Genomic DNA, 18786 nt, shown 5'->3' with positions numbered 1-18786 from the left:
ATATCTGGCTATCTGCCGCTCACAAGGATCAAATTCTAAAGGAAGTCCCGGGCCTTATGCTTGCTTAAACGAATAGTATAATCTGTATTTGCGCTAATATATTTAGTTTTATAATTGTTTTACTAATTTTATTAGCTTAGTTTTGTCGTGACCTAAATTTATTTGTCATGAGGGAAGGGAAGCAAATAATTCATATGGATCAGGACGCATTTTTTGTGTCTGTAGAGTTAAAAAAGGATAGTAGTCTTATTGGAAAACCCGTAATTATTGGCGGCATGTCGGATCGTGGAGTAGTAACTTCATGTAGCTATGAGGCCCGAAAATTTGGGGTACATGCGGCGATGCCAGCCAGAATGGCAAAGATGCTGTGTCCGCATGGGGTTTTTATTAAAGGCAGCATGGATGCTTATTCTAAAGCATCTCATGAAATTACTGATATTATAAGGGAAAGGGCGCCGCTGTTTGAAAAAGCCAGTATTGATGAACATTATATAGATATGACGGGCATGGATAGGTTCCATGGTTGTATGACTTATGCCCATGAACTTCGACAAGTTATTATGAAAGAATCGGGCTTACCAATTTCTTTTGGGTTGTCGGTAAATAAAACGGTTTCCAAAATGGCAACTAACGAATGTAAGCCAAGCGGGGAGAAGAATGTTGAAGCATCGGGTGTACAACCTTTTTTAAATCCTCTTTCAATCAGGAAAATTCCGGGACTGGGAGAAAAGACCTTTGTAAAACTCAGTGATATGGGCATCAAGAAGATTCATACACTGGCCCAGATCCATCCGGATCAGATGAATATGCTGATGGGGAAAAATGGGTTATCGCTGCTTCAAAGAGCCAAAGGGATAGACAATAGTCCGGTAGTTCCATATGCCGAGCAGAAGAGCATTGGCACACAGTGCACATTTAAAGCAGATACTATAGATATAAATATGATCAATAACCTGCTTACTTCGATGGTAATGGATATTGCATTTCAGCTGAGAGAAAAAAAGAAACTTGCGGCCTGCATTACTGTAACGATCAGGTATTCTAATTTCGAAGATGTTACCAGGCAGGCATCTATCCCTTACACTGCACTGGATAATACACTTATTCAAAAAGCAAAGGAACTTTTTAAACAGGTATATACCAAGAGGATGTTATTACGACTTGTTGGTGTGCGTTTGTCTAGTCTGGTAAACGGATTTGAACAAATTGATATGTATAGTGAATCGCAGGAACAATATAGCCTGGTGCAGGCAATGGACAGGATTCGCAAGCGATTTGGAGAAAAGGCAGTAACAAGGGYATCTGTGTTGAATATTGAATTATAAGCCATGTACCTGAACGTTCATTCTCAATATAGCTTGCGTTATGGCACTATGTCTATCGAAAAGCTCATAAAGGAAGCCACTTCTCGAGGGGTTACGCAGATGGTGCTTACAGATATCAATAACTCAACGGGGATCATGGAGTTTATGAGAGCATGTAATAAGAGCGGTATTAAGCCCATTGGAGGTGTTGAATTTAGACGAAATAAGCAATTACTTTATATTGGGGTTGCCAAGGATAAGGAAGGGATGAAGGAGTTAAATGATTTCCTGACTGAGCATAATCTGGAACAGAAAGAGCTGCCCGATAAGGTAAAACCCTTTAAAAATGCAGTTGTAATTTACCCCTATGCAGGTGATAATGTAACGGAACCATTAGGCGAAAATGAATATCTGGGGATTCGCTATGATGAGCTGCATAGCTTGCACGGCAAGGAGATCAATCATATAAAAGATAAATTACTTGCATTACAACCTGTTTTTGTGGCCGACAGGCTCGAATACCGCTTACATGAGTACTTGAGAGGGGTAGATTTGAATACGCTGCTTACGATGATTGGGCCTGAAGATAAATGCAGTAGTACCGATATATTTCTGCCCGCAGGGGAGCTGGAAGCTAGATTTAGTAAATATACTTTCATTCTAGACAATACACGGAAACTGATGGATAGCTGCAGGATGAATTATGCGGAGGGGAAAGTGCACCTGAACCGTAAAACCTTTACGGGGAGTAAGAATGATGATAAAGCACTGCTTGAAAAGCTGGCAATGGGAGGTCTGATTTATCGTTATGGAAAGAACAATAAGGAGGCACTGAAAAAAGTAGAGAACGAACTGAAGGTAATTAATGACCTGGGGTATTGTGCCTATTTCTTAATCACCTGGGATATTATTCGTTATTCCATGTCTAAGGGTTATTATCATGTAGGCAGGGGCTCAGGAGCTAATAGTGCCGTGGCTTTTTGTTTGCGTATCACTGACGTAGATCCGCTGGAACTCGATTTGTATTTTGAGCGGTTTCTGAATGCACAACGTACCTCGCCTCCGGATTTTGACATTGATTATTCCTGGGATGAGCGTGAAGATGTGCAGGATTATATTTTTAAGCGTTACGGAAAAGACCATACTGCGCTGCTAGGCACGATGAGTACCTTTAAAGACCGCTCCATTATTCGTGAGATTGGTAAAGTAATGGGCCTGCCAAAAGCTGAGATTGAGGGCTTTACAGATCCGGCTAAAGCAACGGAAAACAGAAACAATCCTACTTTTGAAAAGATTAACGCCATATACGAAATGATGAAGGAGATGCCCAATCAAAGAAGTATTCATGCTGGTGGCGTACTGATTTCGGAAGAACCGATTACTTATTACACTGCATTGGATTTACCACCCAAAGGAATGCCCACTGTACAATGGGATATGTACGAGGCGGAGGTGATTGGTTACGATAAATACGATATACTAAGCCAAAGAGGGATAGGGCATATCAAAGAAGCAGTGAGGCTGGTGGAGGAAAATCAGCAATATAAAATAGATATCCATCAGGTAAAGACGTTTATGAACGATGCTAACCTGAATAACAAGTTAAAATCTGGCAATAGCATTGGTTGTTTTTACATCGAATCGCCGGCAATGCGGCAATTGCTTACCAAGCTGGGCTGCGAGAATTACCTGACATTGGTTGCGGCCAGCAGTATTATTAGACCTGGGGTTGCACAATCAGGTATGATGAAGGCTTACATTCAGAATTTTCATAAACCAGATGCTGTAGAATACCTGCATCCGGTAATGAAGGAACAACTGGAAGATACTTTTGGGGTAATGGTTTATCAGGAAGATGTGATTAAGATCTGTATTCATTATGCGGGGATGGATGGTACGGATGCAGACATTTTGAGACGGGGGATGAGTGGGAAATATCGCTCGAAAATAGAATTCAATAAGCTGGTAGAAAAGTTTCATGAAGGAGCAAAGGCATTGGGCAGGCCACAGGCCATTACGGCCGAGGTATGGAGACAGGTATTCTCTTTTGCGGGTTATAGTTTCTCTAAAGCACATTCAGCGAGTTTTGCAGTAGAAAGTTATCAGAGTTTACATTTAAAAACCTACTATCCCCGGGAGTTTATGGTTGCGGTGCTGAATAATTACGGCGGGTTTTATACGCGTTGGTTGTATGTTCATGAATTGCAAAAAGCGGGTGCAAAGGTGCATTTGCCATGTGTAAATGTAAGTACTTCTGGAGTGTCCATTAAAGGGAATGATGCCTACCTGGGGCTTATTGGTGTACAGGGACTTGAGAATAGATTTATAGAATTAATTCCCGATGAGGTTAAGCGAAATGGTGCATTTATTGATCTGGAGGATTTTGTAAAACGTACTGGGATGGGACTGGAACAGGTAATCATTTTAATTAGGGTGGGAGCTTTAAGGTTTACAGGTAAGAGTAAGAAAACTTTGTTGTGGGAGGTGCATATGATGTTGGGTGGTAAAGTTAAGCCTGTTAATCATGCAGAACTTTTTCATTTGGAAAGTAAACATTATATGCTGCCAGAGCTGATTAATACCAAGCTTGAAGATGCCTATCATGAGCTGGAACTGCTTGGGTTTCCTTTGTCGCTTTCTATGTTTGATCTATTGAAAACCCCATACAGAGGAGATGTGTGCACAGACAACCTGATTCAATATGTTGGACAAACGGTAAAAATGGTGGGATTGTATGTTTGTGAAAAGACTGTGCATACGAAAAACAACAAGAAAATGTGGTTTGGTACTTTTCTGGACGCAGATGGAAATTTCTTTGATACTACACATTTTCCCAACAGCACGCCTACTTATCCTTTTAGAGGAAAAGGTTGCTACCTGATATTGGGTAAAGTAGTGGAGGATTTCGGTTTTCCAAGTGTTGAGGTAATCAGGTTTGCAAAGCTACCTATTGTTCATAATCCTGTGATGGATTGAGCTTGATTAAATACAAAATTTGGAATTTTATTTTTTATGAGTCAAAATGCCAAACAAAAAATTGTCGAAAACTTAATAGCCGGAAAAAGTGCGGAATGTATAGTATTCTTTGTTTTTGAATCAAGAGAATAGGACTTTTGTTAATAGAATTGTGTGCCTAAATTGTAGTCTCATAAATAAATTTTTGTTTCGCACTTTTCGTTTTAATTATGTCTATTAAGATTTGTAGACATGCTTATATTTGGTTTTTAGGCATTGTTGTTCCTGCATCGAACAGCAATGCCTTCCTTAAAACAGTAACCCGAAAATTTATTTATCAACTGTCCTGATTTAGTTTCGAAGTCTTCTTTGTATCCTTCATAAAAATATACACCATCAGGGATATGAAAATACAGATGGTGATGTACCAGTAGTAATATTCTTCATGGTTCCAATCTTTTAATTGCAAAGCGATATATTCGGCTGATCCCCCGAAGATGGCAACAGTTAGCGCATAGGGTAATCCAACACCAAGGGCTCTAACCTGGGCTGGAAATAGTTCGGCTTTTACTACTGCGTTGATACTGGTATAGCCACTAACAATAATTAATGCAATCATTAAAAGAAAAAACGCCTGCCACTGTGAGGTGGTGTGACTTAGCGTTGTAAGCAATGGAACTGTGCATATGGTGCCTAATACACCAAAAGCAATGAGGAGTGGTCGCCTTCCTATTTTGTCGGACAATGCTCCGAATAAAGGCTGCAAACATGCAAAGATGAGTAGTGTTAAAAACGACATCAATGTAGATTGTTCTTTTGTCATGTGTACAGTATTGACAAGGAACTTTTGCATATAAGTTGTGTAGGTATAGAAGGCGAGGGTACCGCCTAGTGTTAATCCTATTACGGTAATTACTGCTTTGGGATGTTTTAATAATTCTTTTATAGTTCCTTTCTTTTCATTTCCGCGTTGCTTTTGGTTCTCGAATGCTTTTGTCTCATCGAGGTTTTTCCTAAGATAAAGTGCAACAATGGAAAGGATGGCACCGAATACAAATGGAATACGCCAACCCCATTCCTGAAGTTGAGTTTCAGATAGTAGTACTCTTTGCAGGATTAATTGAATAGCGAGGGCTAGTAATTGGCCCCCTATTAAAGTTACATATTGAAAACTTGAGTAAAATCCGCGTCTGTTTTTGGTGGCCATTTCACTTAAATAGGTCGCAGATACGCCATACTCGCCACCAACACTTAAGCCTTGAAGCAATCTTGCGGTTAACAAAAGGATGGGTGCTATAATGCCAATGGTTTTATAGGTCGGCGTTAGGGCGATTAGAAAAGAACCCAGCGACATCAATAATACAGAAAGTGTCATGGATTGTTTACGACCAACGCGATCGGCAACGCGACCAAAAATATAGCCTCCAAGTGGGCGCATTAAAAAACCTAAAGCAAATATCCCTGCGGTATTTATTAACTGTACAGTGGGGTTTCCTTCAGGAAAAAAGGAGGCGGAAAAATAAATTGCAAAAGCAGAGTAGGCATACCAGTCGTACCATTCTACAAGATTACCTATGGAGCCACCAAAAATGGCTTTTAGTCTTCTTGCCGAGATTTTATCATCATTTCCTTCCATAGGTTTTATAGTTAAATGCAATTTATAGAGTTTGATCTTTATATAGGCAAAAATGGATCAACTAAAAATTTTTAAAGGCGTATACAATATTTTGTTTCTAAATGCGTCTTTATATGGAGAGCGTTAATTTAGATATACAGGAATGGTCGGTAGGATCATTCCTGTTTTCTTTTTATAGCCTATCTAGTTGTAATATAATTGTAACTATATTCCATGGTTATTTGATGAACGAATTAATTTGTATCTTGTATTGTTTATTTTTTATCTGTAAAGCAGTACGTTATGAATCAAAAAGAAATCAAAGACGAGTATGTTAACGCAGTTAACAAGATCGAAACCATTCTTAAATTCGATAAACATGTTTATCCTACAGCGACCGATTTTATTGGTCACCTTTTAAAACTATCTAAAAGCCATCATTTTGAAGTTTTAACAAAAGACGGCTCTAAACTGGAAGATGCTATTAATGGGTAAATGCCTTTGACAAGAGCTATAAACCTGGTAATACTTCTGTTCCTTGCAAACTGTGCTTCCGGACAAATTAAAAAAGTTCAGGAGGTAGTTGATTCCTGTGTAAAACAGCGAAACTTTAACGGCGCAGTGCTAATTGCAAGGAGTGGGAAAATTGAGTATTTAAAATATACGGGAATAGCAGATAGGGTTAATGATATCAGGTATTCCGAAAATACAAGATTTCACATTTGGTCGTTAACCAAAACATTCACGGCTGTACTGATCATGCAGCTCTATGAACAAAAAAGAATAAATTTAGATTCAACAATCTCTGTATATTATCCTGAATATAAGGGCGAAGCTGCAAGAAAAGTTACTATCAGGAATTTACTTACCTATAGTAGTGGAAGGTTTCATAGGGATATTAGTTCTCCGGAAATGATACATGAGGCTTATGATAAAACAATCTGGCCTCTGGATACTTTTATAAATAAATTCCTTTCAGAAAAATTAATAGATACGCCAGGTACTAAATTCAATTATAATAATGGCGACTTCATTATCCTGGGTAAAATAATAGAGAATATTTATGGAAAAAGTTACCAGCAGGTGCTAAAAGAAAAAATATTATTGCCTTTAAAAATGTTTCATACAGATTACCTTCATCATGAGGACATCATAAAAGGCATAGATCATGGTTATTCAAATAGAGATTCAAGTGTAACAGATCTTTATATGCCAACAAATTATTATATGGATAATTTCTATTCTGCGGGAGCTATGTACTCAACGCCGCAGGATTTGCTGTTGTTTGATCAGGCAATTTTTAATCATAAAATATTAAAACCTGAGACGGTGGATGTAATGCTTAAGGGGGATGAAAAGCTTGGAGATGTTGCTTTTGGATTTTGGGTATACCCTAAGAAATTCGGAAATGTAAATACCATATTTGCTGAAAGGCAGGGAGCAGGGTACGGACATAATGCGAACTGGGTACACCTTGTTGATAAAGATCTTACTTTTATTTTCTTATCCAATACGAACACGACTGATCTTAATAAGATGCGCCTAAAAGTAATTGCTGCTTATTTGGGCCAGAAATAGATGGTGTTTGGTGCCTAAGCGTATTGGTTGATGATCTGCTGTAATTGCGTTGCCTGAACAACTCCAGATTGCCTCCAAAGAATTTTACCTTGTTTAAAGAGTATAAAAGTAGGTACACCTTGCACACCGTATGCGGCAGCAGCGGCTTGATTCTTGTCCACATCTATTTTTAGAATGGTTGCAGTCTCTCCAACTTGTTTTTTTAATGTGTCCAGAATGGGCGCCATAACTTTGCATGGGCCACACCATGTAGCATAAAAATCGACAAGTACCGGTTTATCACCTTTAATGATTTCTGAGAATGTAGCCATAGTATTACTAGTTTAATGTTATGTTATTCTAAGCAACAAACAGAATGCCACATACCTGAGTGGGATTTCTAATATATAAATTGATAGCTTTGTAAACTAGATTTTAATGATATGATTAGATACTGCTTTATACTGTTTATGATGATTCAACTGAACAGTTTTGCACAAGATTATAAAACACAGATTGCAACGCACCGCGAAAATTACAAGGCAGATTTTTTGAAGGATACCCGTTCACCGCTAAAGGAAGGTGATCTAAAGAATTTACATTTTTTTGAAGCCGATAGTAACTATAGGATAAAAGCGAATGTAGAGCTTTTAATGAACGAAACATCATTCCAAATGCCAACCTACACAGGTACTAGCAGGGAATATATACGTTATGCAATTCTTAGTTTTAAATTAAATGGCGAACCCCAGAAGCTTACTATATATAAAAGCATTTCTTTATCGAAAATTGCCGAATATAAGGATCATTTATTTCTGCCATTTACTGATGAAACCAACTCGGAGGAATCATACGGTGGTGGAAGGTATATTGACCTAAGCAGCCAGGATATTTCAGGAAATTTTATTGAGGTCGATTTCAATAAGGCCTACAGCCCTTATTGTGCTTATAGCGATGGCTATCAATGTCCTAAACCTCCGGCAGAAAATGACCTGAAACTTAAGGTTAAAGCTGGTGAAATGATATATACCGGAGATAAAAAACATAAATAATTTCTTTTGATAGAATTAAAAATCAGAGTTAGTTGATTTAATCAACTAACTCTGATAAGCATAAACCATATTTAGATTTGCTGTCTGCTTATCTTTAATACGCTTTAAATGATCTTGGAATAGTTCGTGCTCAGTTTGTGAGGCAGTTGCTAGCGCCGCTTGTTTGTAGTGCTCTTTTGCTGTAGCGAAGTCTTGTAATTCCTCAGCATTTAAGCCAAGGCTCTCATGAATGTGAGCTTTACAAACTCCTGGAACAGTTAATGCCTTTTTAGCTATGTTTTGAGCTAATTTATGCATTTTTAATGTGATCAACAGCTTTAGATAATGTTCATAAACATCAGGGAAATCAGCCTCCAGTTCTATGCACTTTTTATAATAGTAGCCGGCAGTTTGGTAATTTTTGAACTGATAATAATAAAAACTACCCAATTGATAATATGCTCTGGCATACTCCGGATCTGAATTAACGATTTCATGAAAAAAGTGAAGCGCTTTTGGCAGCTCGCCATAATGAAGTTCTTCTATTGCCTGCAGATACTTTTCTTCTACAGTGTATAAAATGTCCATAAGGATATATGTATGATTTGCTAAGGATTAAATAGCCATAGCAAATTGATTATAATAAAATAAATGATTTTTGTTTAGGTCTTAGCGTATTCTAGTTAAAACTAAAATCCATACCCAAGTCCATGAGCCAAGGAGACCGGCTAATGTTATTCTTTTGGATATATTTAAGACGTAGCATGATTTTATTTTTTTACAAATGTAGTTAATTTTTTTATTTAAAAACAGACTGCCATAGGGTTGTCAGTGGAGGTGGTTTTCTTTGTATAAGAAATGAGATTAACCACTAAAAACCCTACATTATGACTACGATTAACACAACCGCAGAAACAGTTTTGACGCCTTTATTTATTAACTCTAATGCTTTGTTAGACCATTGGCAAGGCCACCGCAGACTTACAAGACGTGTGATTGAGGCTTTTCCGGAAGATAAATTATTTAATTATTCTGTTGGAGGGATGCGTCCGTTTGCCGGTTTAATAAGTGAAATTACCAGCATGTCTGGTCCGGGGGTGAAAGGCATTGCTACCGACGAGTGGACAACCATTAATGAAATGGATCATCACACAGGAAAAACTGAAGTGAATTCCAAGGAAGCGCTGTTAAAGGAATGGGATAGGATAACAGATGAGATCAATACTTACTGGGCACAGATTCCAGAAGAGAAATTTCAGGAGGTAGTATTGGCATTTGGTCAATATGAAGGAGAGGCGTATGGTATTATCCTTTATTTTATCGATAACGAAATTCATCATCGTGCGCAGGCCACTGTGTATTTGCGTAGTCTAGGTATAGAGCCGCCTGCATTTTGGAACAGAGATTAATTGCCTAAATTGCATCCATGGAAAAAATCTATGGTGATCATGTAAATCTATTAACAATACCCGGGGAAGCATTTTTTCATCCGGGTTTTTTTATGGAGGATGATAGTTATATGTATCTGGATAAGTTAACTGAGGAAACCGAATGGAAACAGGAGCCCATAAAGATTTTCGGAAAAACCGTTCTTCAGCCTCGTTTTACCGCCTTTTATGGGGATGAGGATGTTAGCTATACTTATTCTGGTATTACCATGAATGCTTTGCCGTGGACATCGACCTTACAGAGAATAAAAGAAAATATTGAAACAGCTTTTGATACTAAATTTAATGCCTGCCTGTTGAACCACTATCGCGATGGTAAGGACTATATGGGCTGGCATAGAGATAATGAAAGGAATCTGGGTAAATTTCCTGTGATTGCTTCTGTTAGCTTTGGGGCATCAAGAATTTTTCAATTCAGAAATTACAAAGATAAACTGCCAATCGTTTCTATTGAATTAACCCACGGCAGCTTGCTGATTATGAAAGGAGAGACCCAGCATTATTGGGAGCACAGGCTTCCGAAGACGGTAATTGAAACCCAACCTAGAATTAATTTGACTTTTAGAACGATTAAAACTTAGTGGCTTTAGTTATTCGCTTTATACGCATTGGAAAAAAATATTGTTGTAATTAAGTCAGAAAAACATTTCAAGTTTTAATTGTATCTTAAACCCATTACTTTTGTTAACACTGTTAACTAAAATTAAACTAGTATGGGAATCGCAGAACGTAAGATCAGACAAAAGGAAGAGTTCAGGGCTAGCATACTTGAAGCTGCCTGGCTACAAGTGCTAACTGATGGCTGGCAATCTTTATCTATTCGTAAAATTGCCGACGCCATCGAATACAGTATTCCGGTTATCTACAATCATTTCGAGAATAAGGAGGCTATTCTTTTGGAATTTACTAAAGAGGGATTTCAAAAACTCGCAGATGCGCTGCTTGAAGTAAAGAATAAATATACTGAGCCATCAGAACAACTGGAGGCCATTGCTCATGCTTACTGGGATTTTGCTTTTGAACACAAGGAATACTATCAGTTGATGTTTGGCCTTGGGATACCTGCATGTGAAATGGTAAATCAAATTGCCGAAATGAAATACATGACTGGTATTATGATCACAACTATTCAGGAAGCAATTGCTTCGAGCAATAATACCGAAACCAACTATTTTCTAAAGTACCATACTTATCTCTCAATACTGCATGGTTTGGTTTCAATAGAGATGATCCAGAAAGTAGGAAAGCCCGATCCGGAGAAGAAATTAATCCTTCAGGATGCAATTTCGGGATTTATTAAATCACTTACAATTAAATAATCACCAAAATTTATATATTTAGCATCAACTGAAAAACTGAAAGTTTAAACATGAGAAAACTATTTAACACTAATTTCAACAATGAGGGCGTACATTTTATGCTGCTTATTACACGTATTGCTATTGCTGCATTTATGCTTACGCATGGTCTTCAAAAATTACCATGGCTTTTGGCAGGAGGTGAGATTCAGTTTGCAGATCCTATAGGTCTTGGTCAAACAGCTTCTCTGGTATTAACCGTGTTTGCTGAAGTTGTATGTTCCGTTTTAGTTTTGTTAGGTCTGGGAACCAGATTTGCAGTAATACCTCTGATTATACTTATGCTTGTGGCTAGTCTTATTATTCATGCACCAGATGCATTTGAGAAGAAAGAACTTGCATTTCATTACCTGCTTACTTACTTGTTTTTACTTGTTGCTGGCTCAGGTAAGTATAGCATTGATCATTTAATAAGCCGCAATATGAATGGCCGCAGACGGTAGTAAAAAAAGATTTGTATAATTTTACTGAATAATCCGTTATAGCTGTTATGAAAAAGATATTATTAGTTTGCCTGATGGCGATAGGGGTAGCTGGTTGTGGTATAAACAAACAGGCACGACAAATAAAAGCACTTGAAAGATGTAAATATAGGATCACTTCGGCTGATGAGATTACTCTGGCAGGAGCTGATGTGAAAAAGATGATCAGCAATCAGGATATTAATTTGGGTAGCCTTCCGGGACTTGCTCTGGGATTATTGAGAAAAGATGTTCCATTAAGAGCTCGGTTGAACCTGGAAGTAAAAAATCCTTCCGGTGATGATGCTTCTATTAATCAGTTTGAGTACAAAATATTGATTAACAGACAAGAACTTGCTGCCGGTTTTGTAAATCAGGAAGTAAATGTTGCTGCGGGACAGGCTACGGTAGTCCCGGTTGATATGGAAGTAAATATCTATCCGTTTATCTCCGATAGCAAGGTAATGAGGGAAATCACTGAGTTTATTCAATCTGGAAAGAATGGACCCGAAAAGAAAGGGATACTTACACTTAAAATCAGACCAAGTATTAAAGTTGCCGGTGGATTAGTGAAATATCCGGGCTTTATTACTATTGATAAAGAAGTAAGCAGCAAAATTCTCCTATAAGAACCGTAGTATTTTTGCATGATTGTTACGGAGTTTAGTTTTTAATAACACTTCGGATTAATGTTTTTTAATTATTTTCGGGCTATCTTGAGGTTACATAAAATGTAATCTAAGATATGTATATGAAGTTACGTTTATGCTTACTCCTGCTTACTGCGCTGGTTCCTTCGTTAATTAAAGCCCAAAATATGCAGCAACTTAATGCTGCTGAGATTAAACAAGGCCTTGAAGGATTAAATGTTGTTGGCAGTGTTTTATATATTGCTGCACATCCTGATGATGAAAATACCCGCTTACTAGGCTATCTGGCTAAAGAGAAAAAAGTTAGAGCCGGTTATTTATCATTAACCAGGGGCGACGGCGGACAAAATCTTATAGGTAATGAACAGGCTGAATTACTTGGGTTGATCCGTACTCAGGAATTGCTGGCCGCCAGACGTACAGATGGTGCTGAACAATTCTTTACAAGAGCAAACGACTTCGGATTTTCGAAGAATTCTGATGAGAGTTTTAAGATCTGGGATAAATCAAAAATACTTGCCGATGTAGTTTGGGTGATTCGTAAGTTTCAGCCTGACGTGATCATTACCCGCTTTCCTGAAGATTCACGCGCAGGTCACGGACACCATTCTGGTTCTGCAATATTGGCTCATGAAGCTTTTGTAGCGGCTGCTGATCCTAAGCAATTTCCTGAACAGCTTGCTTTTGTAAAGCCATGGCAGGCAAAACGCATTCTTTGGAATACCTTTAATTTTGGAGGTAATAATACCACTTCAGATGATCAGCTGAAAATTGATGTGGGCGGTTATAATGCTCTGTTGGGTAAAAGCTATGGAGAGATTGCTGCCGAAAGTAGATCTAATCATAGAAGCCAGGGCTTTGGTTCTTCCAGACAACGTGGATCAGCTATAGAGTTTTTTAGTTATGTAGCTGGTGAGAAGGCGTCTAAAGATATATTTGAGGGCGTAGATTTTACCCTTAATCGGAATCCTGGAAATGGAGAGATACAAAAACTTGTTTCTGAAATTAATGCTGAATACGATGTTGCCGATCCATCTAAATCGGTAATAAAACTTTTAAAGCTTAAGCAACTGGTAAAAGGAAAGCCCTTTAAACAAGATTTGCTGGACGACTTGATCCTGGCTTGTGCGGGAATCTGGTTTGAAAGTGCTGCGGTAAGTTCATCTTATGCTTTAGATGCTCCTGTTGACGTTAGAATACAGGCTATTGCAAGGGCTAAACAAGGTTTCCCCTTAAAGATGAGTATTGAGGAAATTAATAGCAAAGCTTCTTTTGATTTGCCGCCTAATCAATTTGTTTCTCAGGATAAAACTATATCAACTTCAGGTATAAAAATTACTCAGCCTTACTGGCTGGAAAAGAGACATACTTTAGGTTCGTATGTAGTTGATTCATTGTCAAAGATTGGGCTTGCAGAAAATCCAATAGGCTTAAGCGGTTTATTCCGGATCAAAATAGGTGATCAGGTGATTGAAAAGAAACGACCTGTAGTTTATAAATATACGGACCAGGTACGTGGTGAAATTTATAAACCTTTAGTAATTGCGCCCCCTGTAACTGCTACTATGGGTGAAAAGGCATTTGTTTTTATTAATAATGAGCCTAAAAGAATAGCTATTCAGCTCAGAAGTTTTAAGGATAATGCAGTAGGAGTATTGAAGCCCGCAATTCCAATGGGATGGAAGGTTGCTCCTGAAAATATTAGCTTTAACCTGGCTAAAAAAGGTGAAGAACAGACCGTTGAATTTACAATTACCCCAGCAGGGAGTACCATTAACGGTAATTTAGTTTTAAATGTTGTTGTTGATGGCAAAACATACAATCGTGCTTTGCATGTAATAGACTATGAGCATATTCCTACTCAAACACTTTTTCCATTTGCTGAGGCAAAGGTGGATAAGGTAGACTTAAAGTTGGCAGGAAAACGCATAGGTTATATAGCAGGAGCGGGAGATTTAGTTCCGGAGTCATTAAAACAGATTGGTTACGAGGTAATTAACCTAACCGCAGGACAGGTTGTGAATGGAGATCTTTCAGGATTCGATGCAATAATTGCTGGTGTTAGGTTATATAATGTAAGTGAACAGATTAAAAGCATGCAGCCCAAACTGATGAAGTATGTAAATGATGGTGGGACTTTACTGATTCAGTATAATGTAAATGGCCCTTTGCGACTAGATAACTTAGGTCCATACCCTTTTGGCCTGTCTCGAGATAGGGTAACAGAGGAAGATGCCAAAGTTACAATACTAAAATCTGATGATCCTGCTTTGAACTATCCGAATAAAATTACAGATAAAGATTTTGAAGGCTGGGTACAGGAGCGAGGATTGTATTTTGTTACCGATGTTGATCAAAAGTACAGGACCCTTTTGAGCATGCATGATGATGGTGAAGGTGAGAAGACAGGGTCTTTAATTATTGCAGATTATGGCAAGGGTAGATTTGTTTATACTGGTTTATCATTTTTCAGACAACTGCCCGCAGGCGTGCCGGGTGCTTATAGACTCTTTGTGAATTTAATATCAGTTAAGAAGTAATATAATAACAGCATGGCAGAACATGACAACCCGGTACCAGAGAAACCAGAGCAAGAGTTGCCGCCTTTTGTTAAAACCTGGAAACAGTTTTACCGGTTACTGATAGGCTGGCTTGTATTTCTGATCCTGATTTTTTACGCATTTACAAAATACTTCGAATGAGTGTTATAGATTGGGCAGTATTAATTCTTACACTCGTTGTAATTGTAGTTTACGGCATTTATAAAAGCCGTGGGGCTCAAAACATTCAGGGCTATTTACTGGGTAACCAATCTTTGCCTTGGTACCATGTTTGTCTGTCAGTTATGGCTACCCAAGCCAGTGCAATTACTTTTTTATCTGCACCTGGTTTGGCGTATTCTTCGGGGATGAGCTTTGTACAGTTTTATTTTGGTGTACCATTGGCAATGATCGTTTTGTGTATCACGTTTGTGCCTATTTTTCATCGTTTAAAGGTATATACCGCTTACGAGTATCTTGAACAGCGGTTCGACCTTAAAACAAGGGCTTTAACCGCATTTCTTTTTCTTGTGCAAAGAGGACTTTCTACTGGTATTACCATTTATGCCCCTTCAATTATCCTTTCTACTATTTTAAATATCAATACTACTTACACTACTTTGTTTATTGGAAGCTTAGTGGTGTTCTATACTGTTTATGGGGGTACAAAAGCAGTTTCCTATACGCAGATGCTTCAAATGAGCATTATATTTTGTGGTTTGTTTGCTGCGGGTATTATGGTAGTTCATTTACTACCTGCAGATATTGGCTTTGTGAAAGCGATAAATATAGCTGGTAAAATGGGTAGGGCAAATGCGATAGACTTCACCTTTGATCCGAATAATCAATACACTGTATGGACAGGTTTACTGGGAGGTTTCTTTCTACAATTATCGTATTTTGGAACTGATCAGAGTCAGGTTGGCCGTTATTTATCTGGCGCATCTGTTAGTCAGAGCAGACTGGGCTTATTGATGAATGGCCTTGTTAAAATACCTATGCAGTTCCTGATATTGCTGATAGGCGTATTGGTTTTTACTTTTTATCAATATAATAAACCACCCATATTCTTTAACAGTTTTGAGCTGAACAAGCTGGAGAATAGTAAATATAATCCTGAACTGAATAAAATAAAGGCCGACTATGATGTGGCTTTTAAAGAAAAGCAAGTTGAGGTTAATAAAATGAATGTTGCTTTGGACAAAGATGATAAATCGTTGATTGACCGGCAGAGAAAGGCATTGCAACAGGCAGACGAGAAGGAGAAGTCGATAAGAAAACAAGCTACTGACTTAATGGTTAAGAATGATGAGCATGCAAATACAAAAGATAATAACTATATATTTCTAAGTTTTGTAACTCAATATTTGCCACAGGGACTTATAGGATTATTGATTGCGATCATATTTCTCGCTTCAATGGGATCTACTGCCAGTGCCCTAAATTCATTGGCATCCACAACAGTGATTGATATTTATAAGCGTCTGATTAAGAAAGATGCTTCAGATCATGAATACTTGCAGGCTTCCAGACTTGCAACAGTATTTTGGGGTGTGATTTGCATTGTTATGGCACTTTACGCAAGTAAGATAGGTAATTTGCTGGAGGCTGTGAACATACTTGGTTCTTATATTTATGGTACCATACTTGGTGTTTTTCTAGTTGCTTTTTATGTACGGCATGTAAATGGTAGGGCTGTGTTTTTTGCAGCTTTAGCAACGGAACTGGTGATTATAATTATTGGTAAACTTGATCTTGTTGCTTACCTATGGCTAAATGTGATTGGGTGTTTATTGGTAGTTCTTTTGTCGGTAATTATTCAGAGTATGATGAAGAAAACAGGAATTGCCGGGGAGAAAAATAATATTTAATATGATACGAAGTTTTTTAACTGCTTTTGTTTTAACTGTTTCTACTGTTACGGTATTTGGACAGCATGCATGGAAAAAGGTAACTGATGAACTGATATTTAACAATCCCCCATTTGATCAATGCCATGCATCTACATTGGTTGAAATTGATGGAGGAAAATTAATGGCTGCATGGTTTGGTGGTAGTCATGAAGGAAGTAAAGATGTAAGGATCTGGCTATCTATAAATGAACAGGGAAAATGGACTAGCCCTGTTGCCGTTGCCGATGGTAAAGTGAATGGTGAATGGTCTTCTCCTTTATGGAATCCGGTATTATTTAAAACAAAGAAGGGAAAACTTTTTTTGTTCTATAAAGAAGGGCCCTCGCCAAGAGAATGGTGGGGAATGGTGCGAACTTCTGATGATAATGGCAAAACATGGTCTGCTAAAACCCGTTTGCCGGAAGGGGTGTTGGGACCAATAAAAAATAAACCTATTGAGTTAGCTGACGGGACAATTTTGTCTCCATCAAGTACTGAAACTGATGATAAGTGGAGTGTGCATATAGAACGGTCTGGAGATGGAGGTAAAACATGGGCGATTATACCTGTTGATGCAGATAGTAGATTTGATGTAATCCAGCCAAGTATATTGATTCATGGGGGAAATAAACTTCAGATATTATGTCGAAGTAAACAGGGGGTCGTTGTTGAATCGTGGTCGGAAGATAGTGGGAAAACATGGGGTAAATTAAGCGCTACCACTTTGATGAATCCTAATTCAGGAACTGATGCTCAAACATTGAAAGACGGTAAGCATATGATTGTTTATAATCCAACTGTTCCAGGTAAGGAATGGTTTAATGGGCGATATAAATYAAACGTCGCTTTGTCGGAAGATGGGGAAAAATGGAATGATATTCTAAAGCTCGAAGATGGCGATACTAAAAAGGAGTTCAGTTATCCGTCAATAATTCAGACTAAAGATGGCAAGGTTCATATCAGCTATACATTTGATAGAAGGAATATTAAGCACATAGTGCTTGAATAATTTGATAAATATAAGACAGGATGCTGATTTATGGTATCCTGTCTTATATTTATGTTTTTGGATAATATTATTTTTTAGTCTCAGCTAATAAGCCAGTATGTAATCTAATATATTCAGGATTTTTAATCTCAGTGGCTAATTTTATGCCTTCCTCTGCAGTGGCTGCTGCAGCTTTCTTATCTCCTGATTTTAATTGAACACGTCCTTTTAGTAATTTAACCCATGGCGCTTTAGGATCTGCAGTTTCAGCAGCGGTAGCCCATTCAAGTGCTTTGCTTAAGTCTTTTCCAGTTTCAAGGTAATAGTATGCAGCCTGAAAGTAAGGTTTTTTCTCTCCTTTCATTGCCTCATCAATACCTGCCATCACTTTGGCGTCAAAATCAGTAGATAAATCAACCGTTAAAGCRGTATTTTCCCACATTAACTGCAATTTGGCAGTATTTGGATAAACATCGGCAAATTGAATAGTAAATGTTTCTACTTTCTCCTTAAGTTTAGTTGGCTTAACCTTTATGCGCAATATATCATCACTTTCTTTATACTCATAGGCACCCCATTGTTTTGATCCTTTGTTTATGATTACGGTCCATTCACTCTCTCCTGGAATGGTAAATAATTCATATTCTCCGGCAGCAAGATCTTTTCCTCCAATTTTAACGGCCTCTGTAAAAGCGATGGTAGTAGCAGAATTAGCACCGGTTCTCCATACAGAACCATATGGTTCTAATCCGCCAAAGATTTTACGTCCCTTAGTGTTTGGACGAGAATAACTGATAGTTACTTTACCCAGACCAAAATCCTGAGAAATGGTTTGCCCTGAGCTTGGTTGAGGCATTTTTACACCTTGTGCCTTAAGCTCAGATTGTAATGATACCGTTAGCGCAATAAGCAGTACTGTTGTTAATGTCTTTTTCATGATCATAAATTTGTTTTAGGTGATCAGTCAGTTTGAACAGAGCTGATCTA

General features: G+C 38.0%; 18 protein-coding genes. 14 read left to right on the top strand and 4 right to left on the bottom strand.

The genetic code is table 11. The features are described 5' to 3' along the window. Window positions 1–167 precede the first annotated feature (167 nt). Window positions 168–1325 (top strand): DNA polymerase IV, encoded by a 1158-nt coding sequence (gene dinB, locus AC1DG9_RS07980; protein ID WP_477634482.1) that lies wholly within the window; start codon window positions 168–170, stop codon window positions 1323–1325. Window positions 1326–1328: 3 nt separating this feature from the next. Further along, window positions 1329–4280 (top strand): DNA polymerase III subunit alpha, encoded by a 2952-nt coding sequence (gene dnaE, locus AC1DG9_RS07975; RefSeq protein ID WP_337716450.1) that lies wholly within the window; start codon window positions 1329–1331, stop codon window positions 4278–4280. Window positions 4281–4596: 316 nt separating this feature from the next. Here the strand turns inward: dnaE and AC1DG9_RS07970 are convergent, their stop codons facing one another. Further along, window positions 4597–5895, bottom strand: coding sequence for an MFS transporter (locus tag AC1DG9_RS07970; RefSeq protein WP_288881022.1), 1299 nt, complete (start codon window positions 5893–5895; stop codon window positions 4597–4599). A gap of 282 nt (window positions 5896–6177) precedes the next feature. Here AC1DG9_RS07970 and AC1DG9_RS07965 point away from each other — a divergent pair, with 282 nt between their 5' ends. After that, complete coding sequence (locus tag AC1DG9_RS07965; RefSeq protein WP_048906978.1) at window positions 6178–6369, top strand: hypothetical protein; 192 nt, start codon at window positions 6178–6180, stop codon at window positions 6367–6369. After that, a complete protein-coding gene (locus AC1DG9_RS07960) occupies window positions 6370–7452 on the top strand; it encodes a serine hydrolase domain-containing protein (RefSeq protein ID WP_337716452.1) in 1083 nt (360 codons plus the stop codon). Between the two features lie 14 nt (window positions 7453–7466). Here the strand turns inward: AC1DG9_RS07960 and trxA are convergent, their stop codons facing one another. After that, complete coding sequence (gene trxA / locus AC1DG9_RS07955) at window positions 7467–7763, bottom strand: thioredoxin (RefSeq protein ID WP_337716454.1); 297 nt, start codon at window positions 7761–7763, stop codon at window positions 7467–7469. 138 nt (window positions 7764–7901) lie between these two features. Between trxA and AC1DG9_RS07950 the strand changes: the two genes are divergently transcribed. Beyond that, window positions 7902–8483 (top strand): DUF1684 domain-containing protein, encoded by a 582-nt coding sequence (locus AC1DG9_RS07950; RefSeq protein WP_337716456.1) that lies wholly within the window; start codon window positions 7902–7904, stop codon window positions 8481–8483. 45 nt (window positions 8484–8528) lie between these two features. On the opposite strand, the gene AC1DG9_RS07945 is transcribed toward AC1DG9_RS07950, so the two are convergent. Next, window positions 8529–9050, bottom strand: a complete 522-nt coding sequence (locus AC1DG9_RS07945) for a hypothetical protein (RefSeq protein WP_048906975.1) — start codon at window positions 9048–9050, stop codon at window positions 8529–8531. A gap of 299 nt (window positions 9051–9349) precedes the next feature. Here AC1DG9_RS07945 and AC1DG9_RS07940 point away from each other — a divergent pair, with 299 nt between their 5' ends. The 9 genes from AC1DG9_RS07940 (at window position 9350) to AC1DG9_RS07900 (ending at window position 17820) form a co-directional block, all read left to right on the top strand. Beyond that, window positions 9350–9871 carry a DinB family protein gene (locus AC1DG9_RS07940; protein ID WP_172659561.1) on the top strand — a complete coding sequence of 174 codons (522 nt, stop codon included), beginning with the start codon at window positions 9350–9352 and terminating at the stop codon, window positions 9869–9871. A gap of 17 nt (window positions 9872–9888) precedes the next feature. Continuing rightward, window positions 9889–10491: an alpha-ketoglutarate-dependent dioxygenase AlkB family protein gene (locus tag AC1DG9_RS07935; protein ID WP_172659562.1), complete on the top strand. Its 603-nt coding sequence runs from the start codon at window positions 9889–9891 to the stop codon at window positions 10489–10491. A gap of 132 nt (window positions 10492–10623) precedes the next feature. Next, entirely contained in the window at window positions 10624–11229 is a 606-nt protein-coding gene (locus AC1DG9_RS07930; RefSeq protein ID WP_048906972.1) for a TetR/AcrR family transcriptional regulator, read from the top strand. A 50-nt stretch (window positions 11230–11279) separates the two neighbouring features. After that, window positions 11280–11711, top strand: coding sequence for a DoxX family protein (locus AC1DG9_RS07925; RefSeq protein ID WP_172659563.1), 432 nt, complete (start codon window positions 11280–11282; stop codon window positions 11709–11711). 47 nt (window positions 11712–11758) lie between these two features. Beyond that, complete coding sequence (locus AC1DG9_RS07920) at window positions 11759–12358, top strand: LEA/WHy family protein (RefSeq protein ID WP_172659564.1); 600 nt, start codon at window positions 11759–11761, stop codon at window positions 12356–12358. Between the two features lie 122 nt (window positions 12359–12480). After that, window positions 12481–14919 (top strand): PIG-L family deacetylase, encoded by a 2439-nt coding sequence (locus tag AC1DG9_RS07915; RefSeq protein WP_288881006.1) that lies wholly within the window; start codon window positions 12481–12483, stop codon window positions 14917–14919. Between the two features lie 12 nt (window positions 14920–14931). Then, window positions 14932–15081 (top strand): hypothetical protein, encoded by a 150-nt coding sequence (locus AC1DG9_RS07910; RefSeq protein WP_172659566.1) that lies wholly within the window; start codon window positions 14932–14934, stop codon window positions 15079–15081. Beyond that, window positions 15078–16790, top strand: coding sequence for a sodium:solute symporter family protein (locus tag AC1DG9_RS07905; protein ID WP_172659567.1), 1713 nt, complete (start codon window positions 15078–15080; stop codon window positions 16788–16790). The genes AC1DG9_RS07910 and AC1DG9_RS07905 overlap by 4 nt, the downstream gene beginning before the upstream one ends. Window position 16791: 1 nt before the next feature. Then, window positions 16792–17820, top strand: a complete 1029-nt coding sequence (locus AC1DG9_RS07900; protein ID WP_477634481.1) for a sialidase family protein — start codon at window positions 16792–16794, stop codon at window positions 17818–17820. Between the two features lie 67 nt (window positions 17821–17887). On the opposite strand, the gene AC1DG9_RS07895 is transcribed toward AC1DG9_RS07900, so the two are convergent. Next, window positions 17888–18736: a DUF2911 domain-containing protein gene (locus AC1DG9_RS07895; RefSeq protein ID WP_246269407.1), complete on the bottom strand. Its 849-nt coding sequence runs from the start codon at window positions 18734–18736 to the stop codon at window positions 17888–17890. Window positions 18737–18786: the final 50 nt, after the last annotated feature.

Source organism: Pedobacter sp. 05L430, from assembly GCF_056397585.1.
This window is presented reverse-complemented; position numbering and strand designations above follow the sequence as displayed.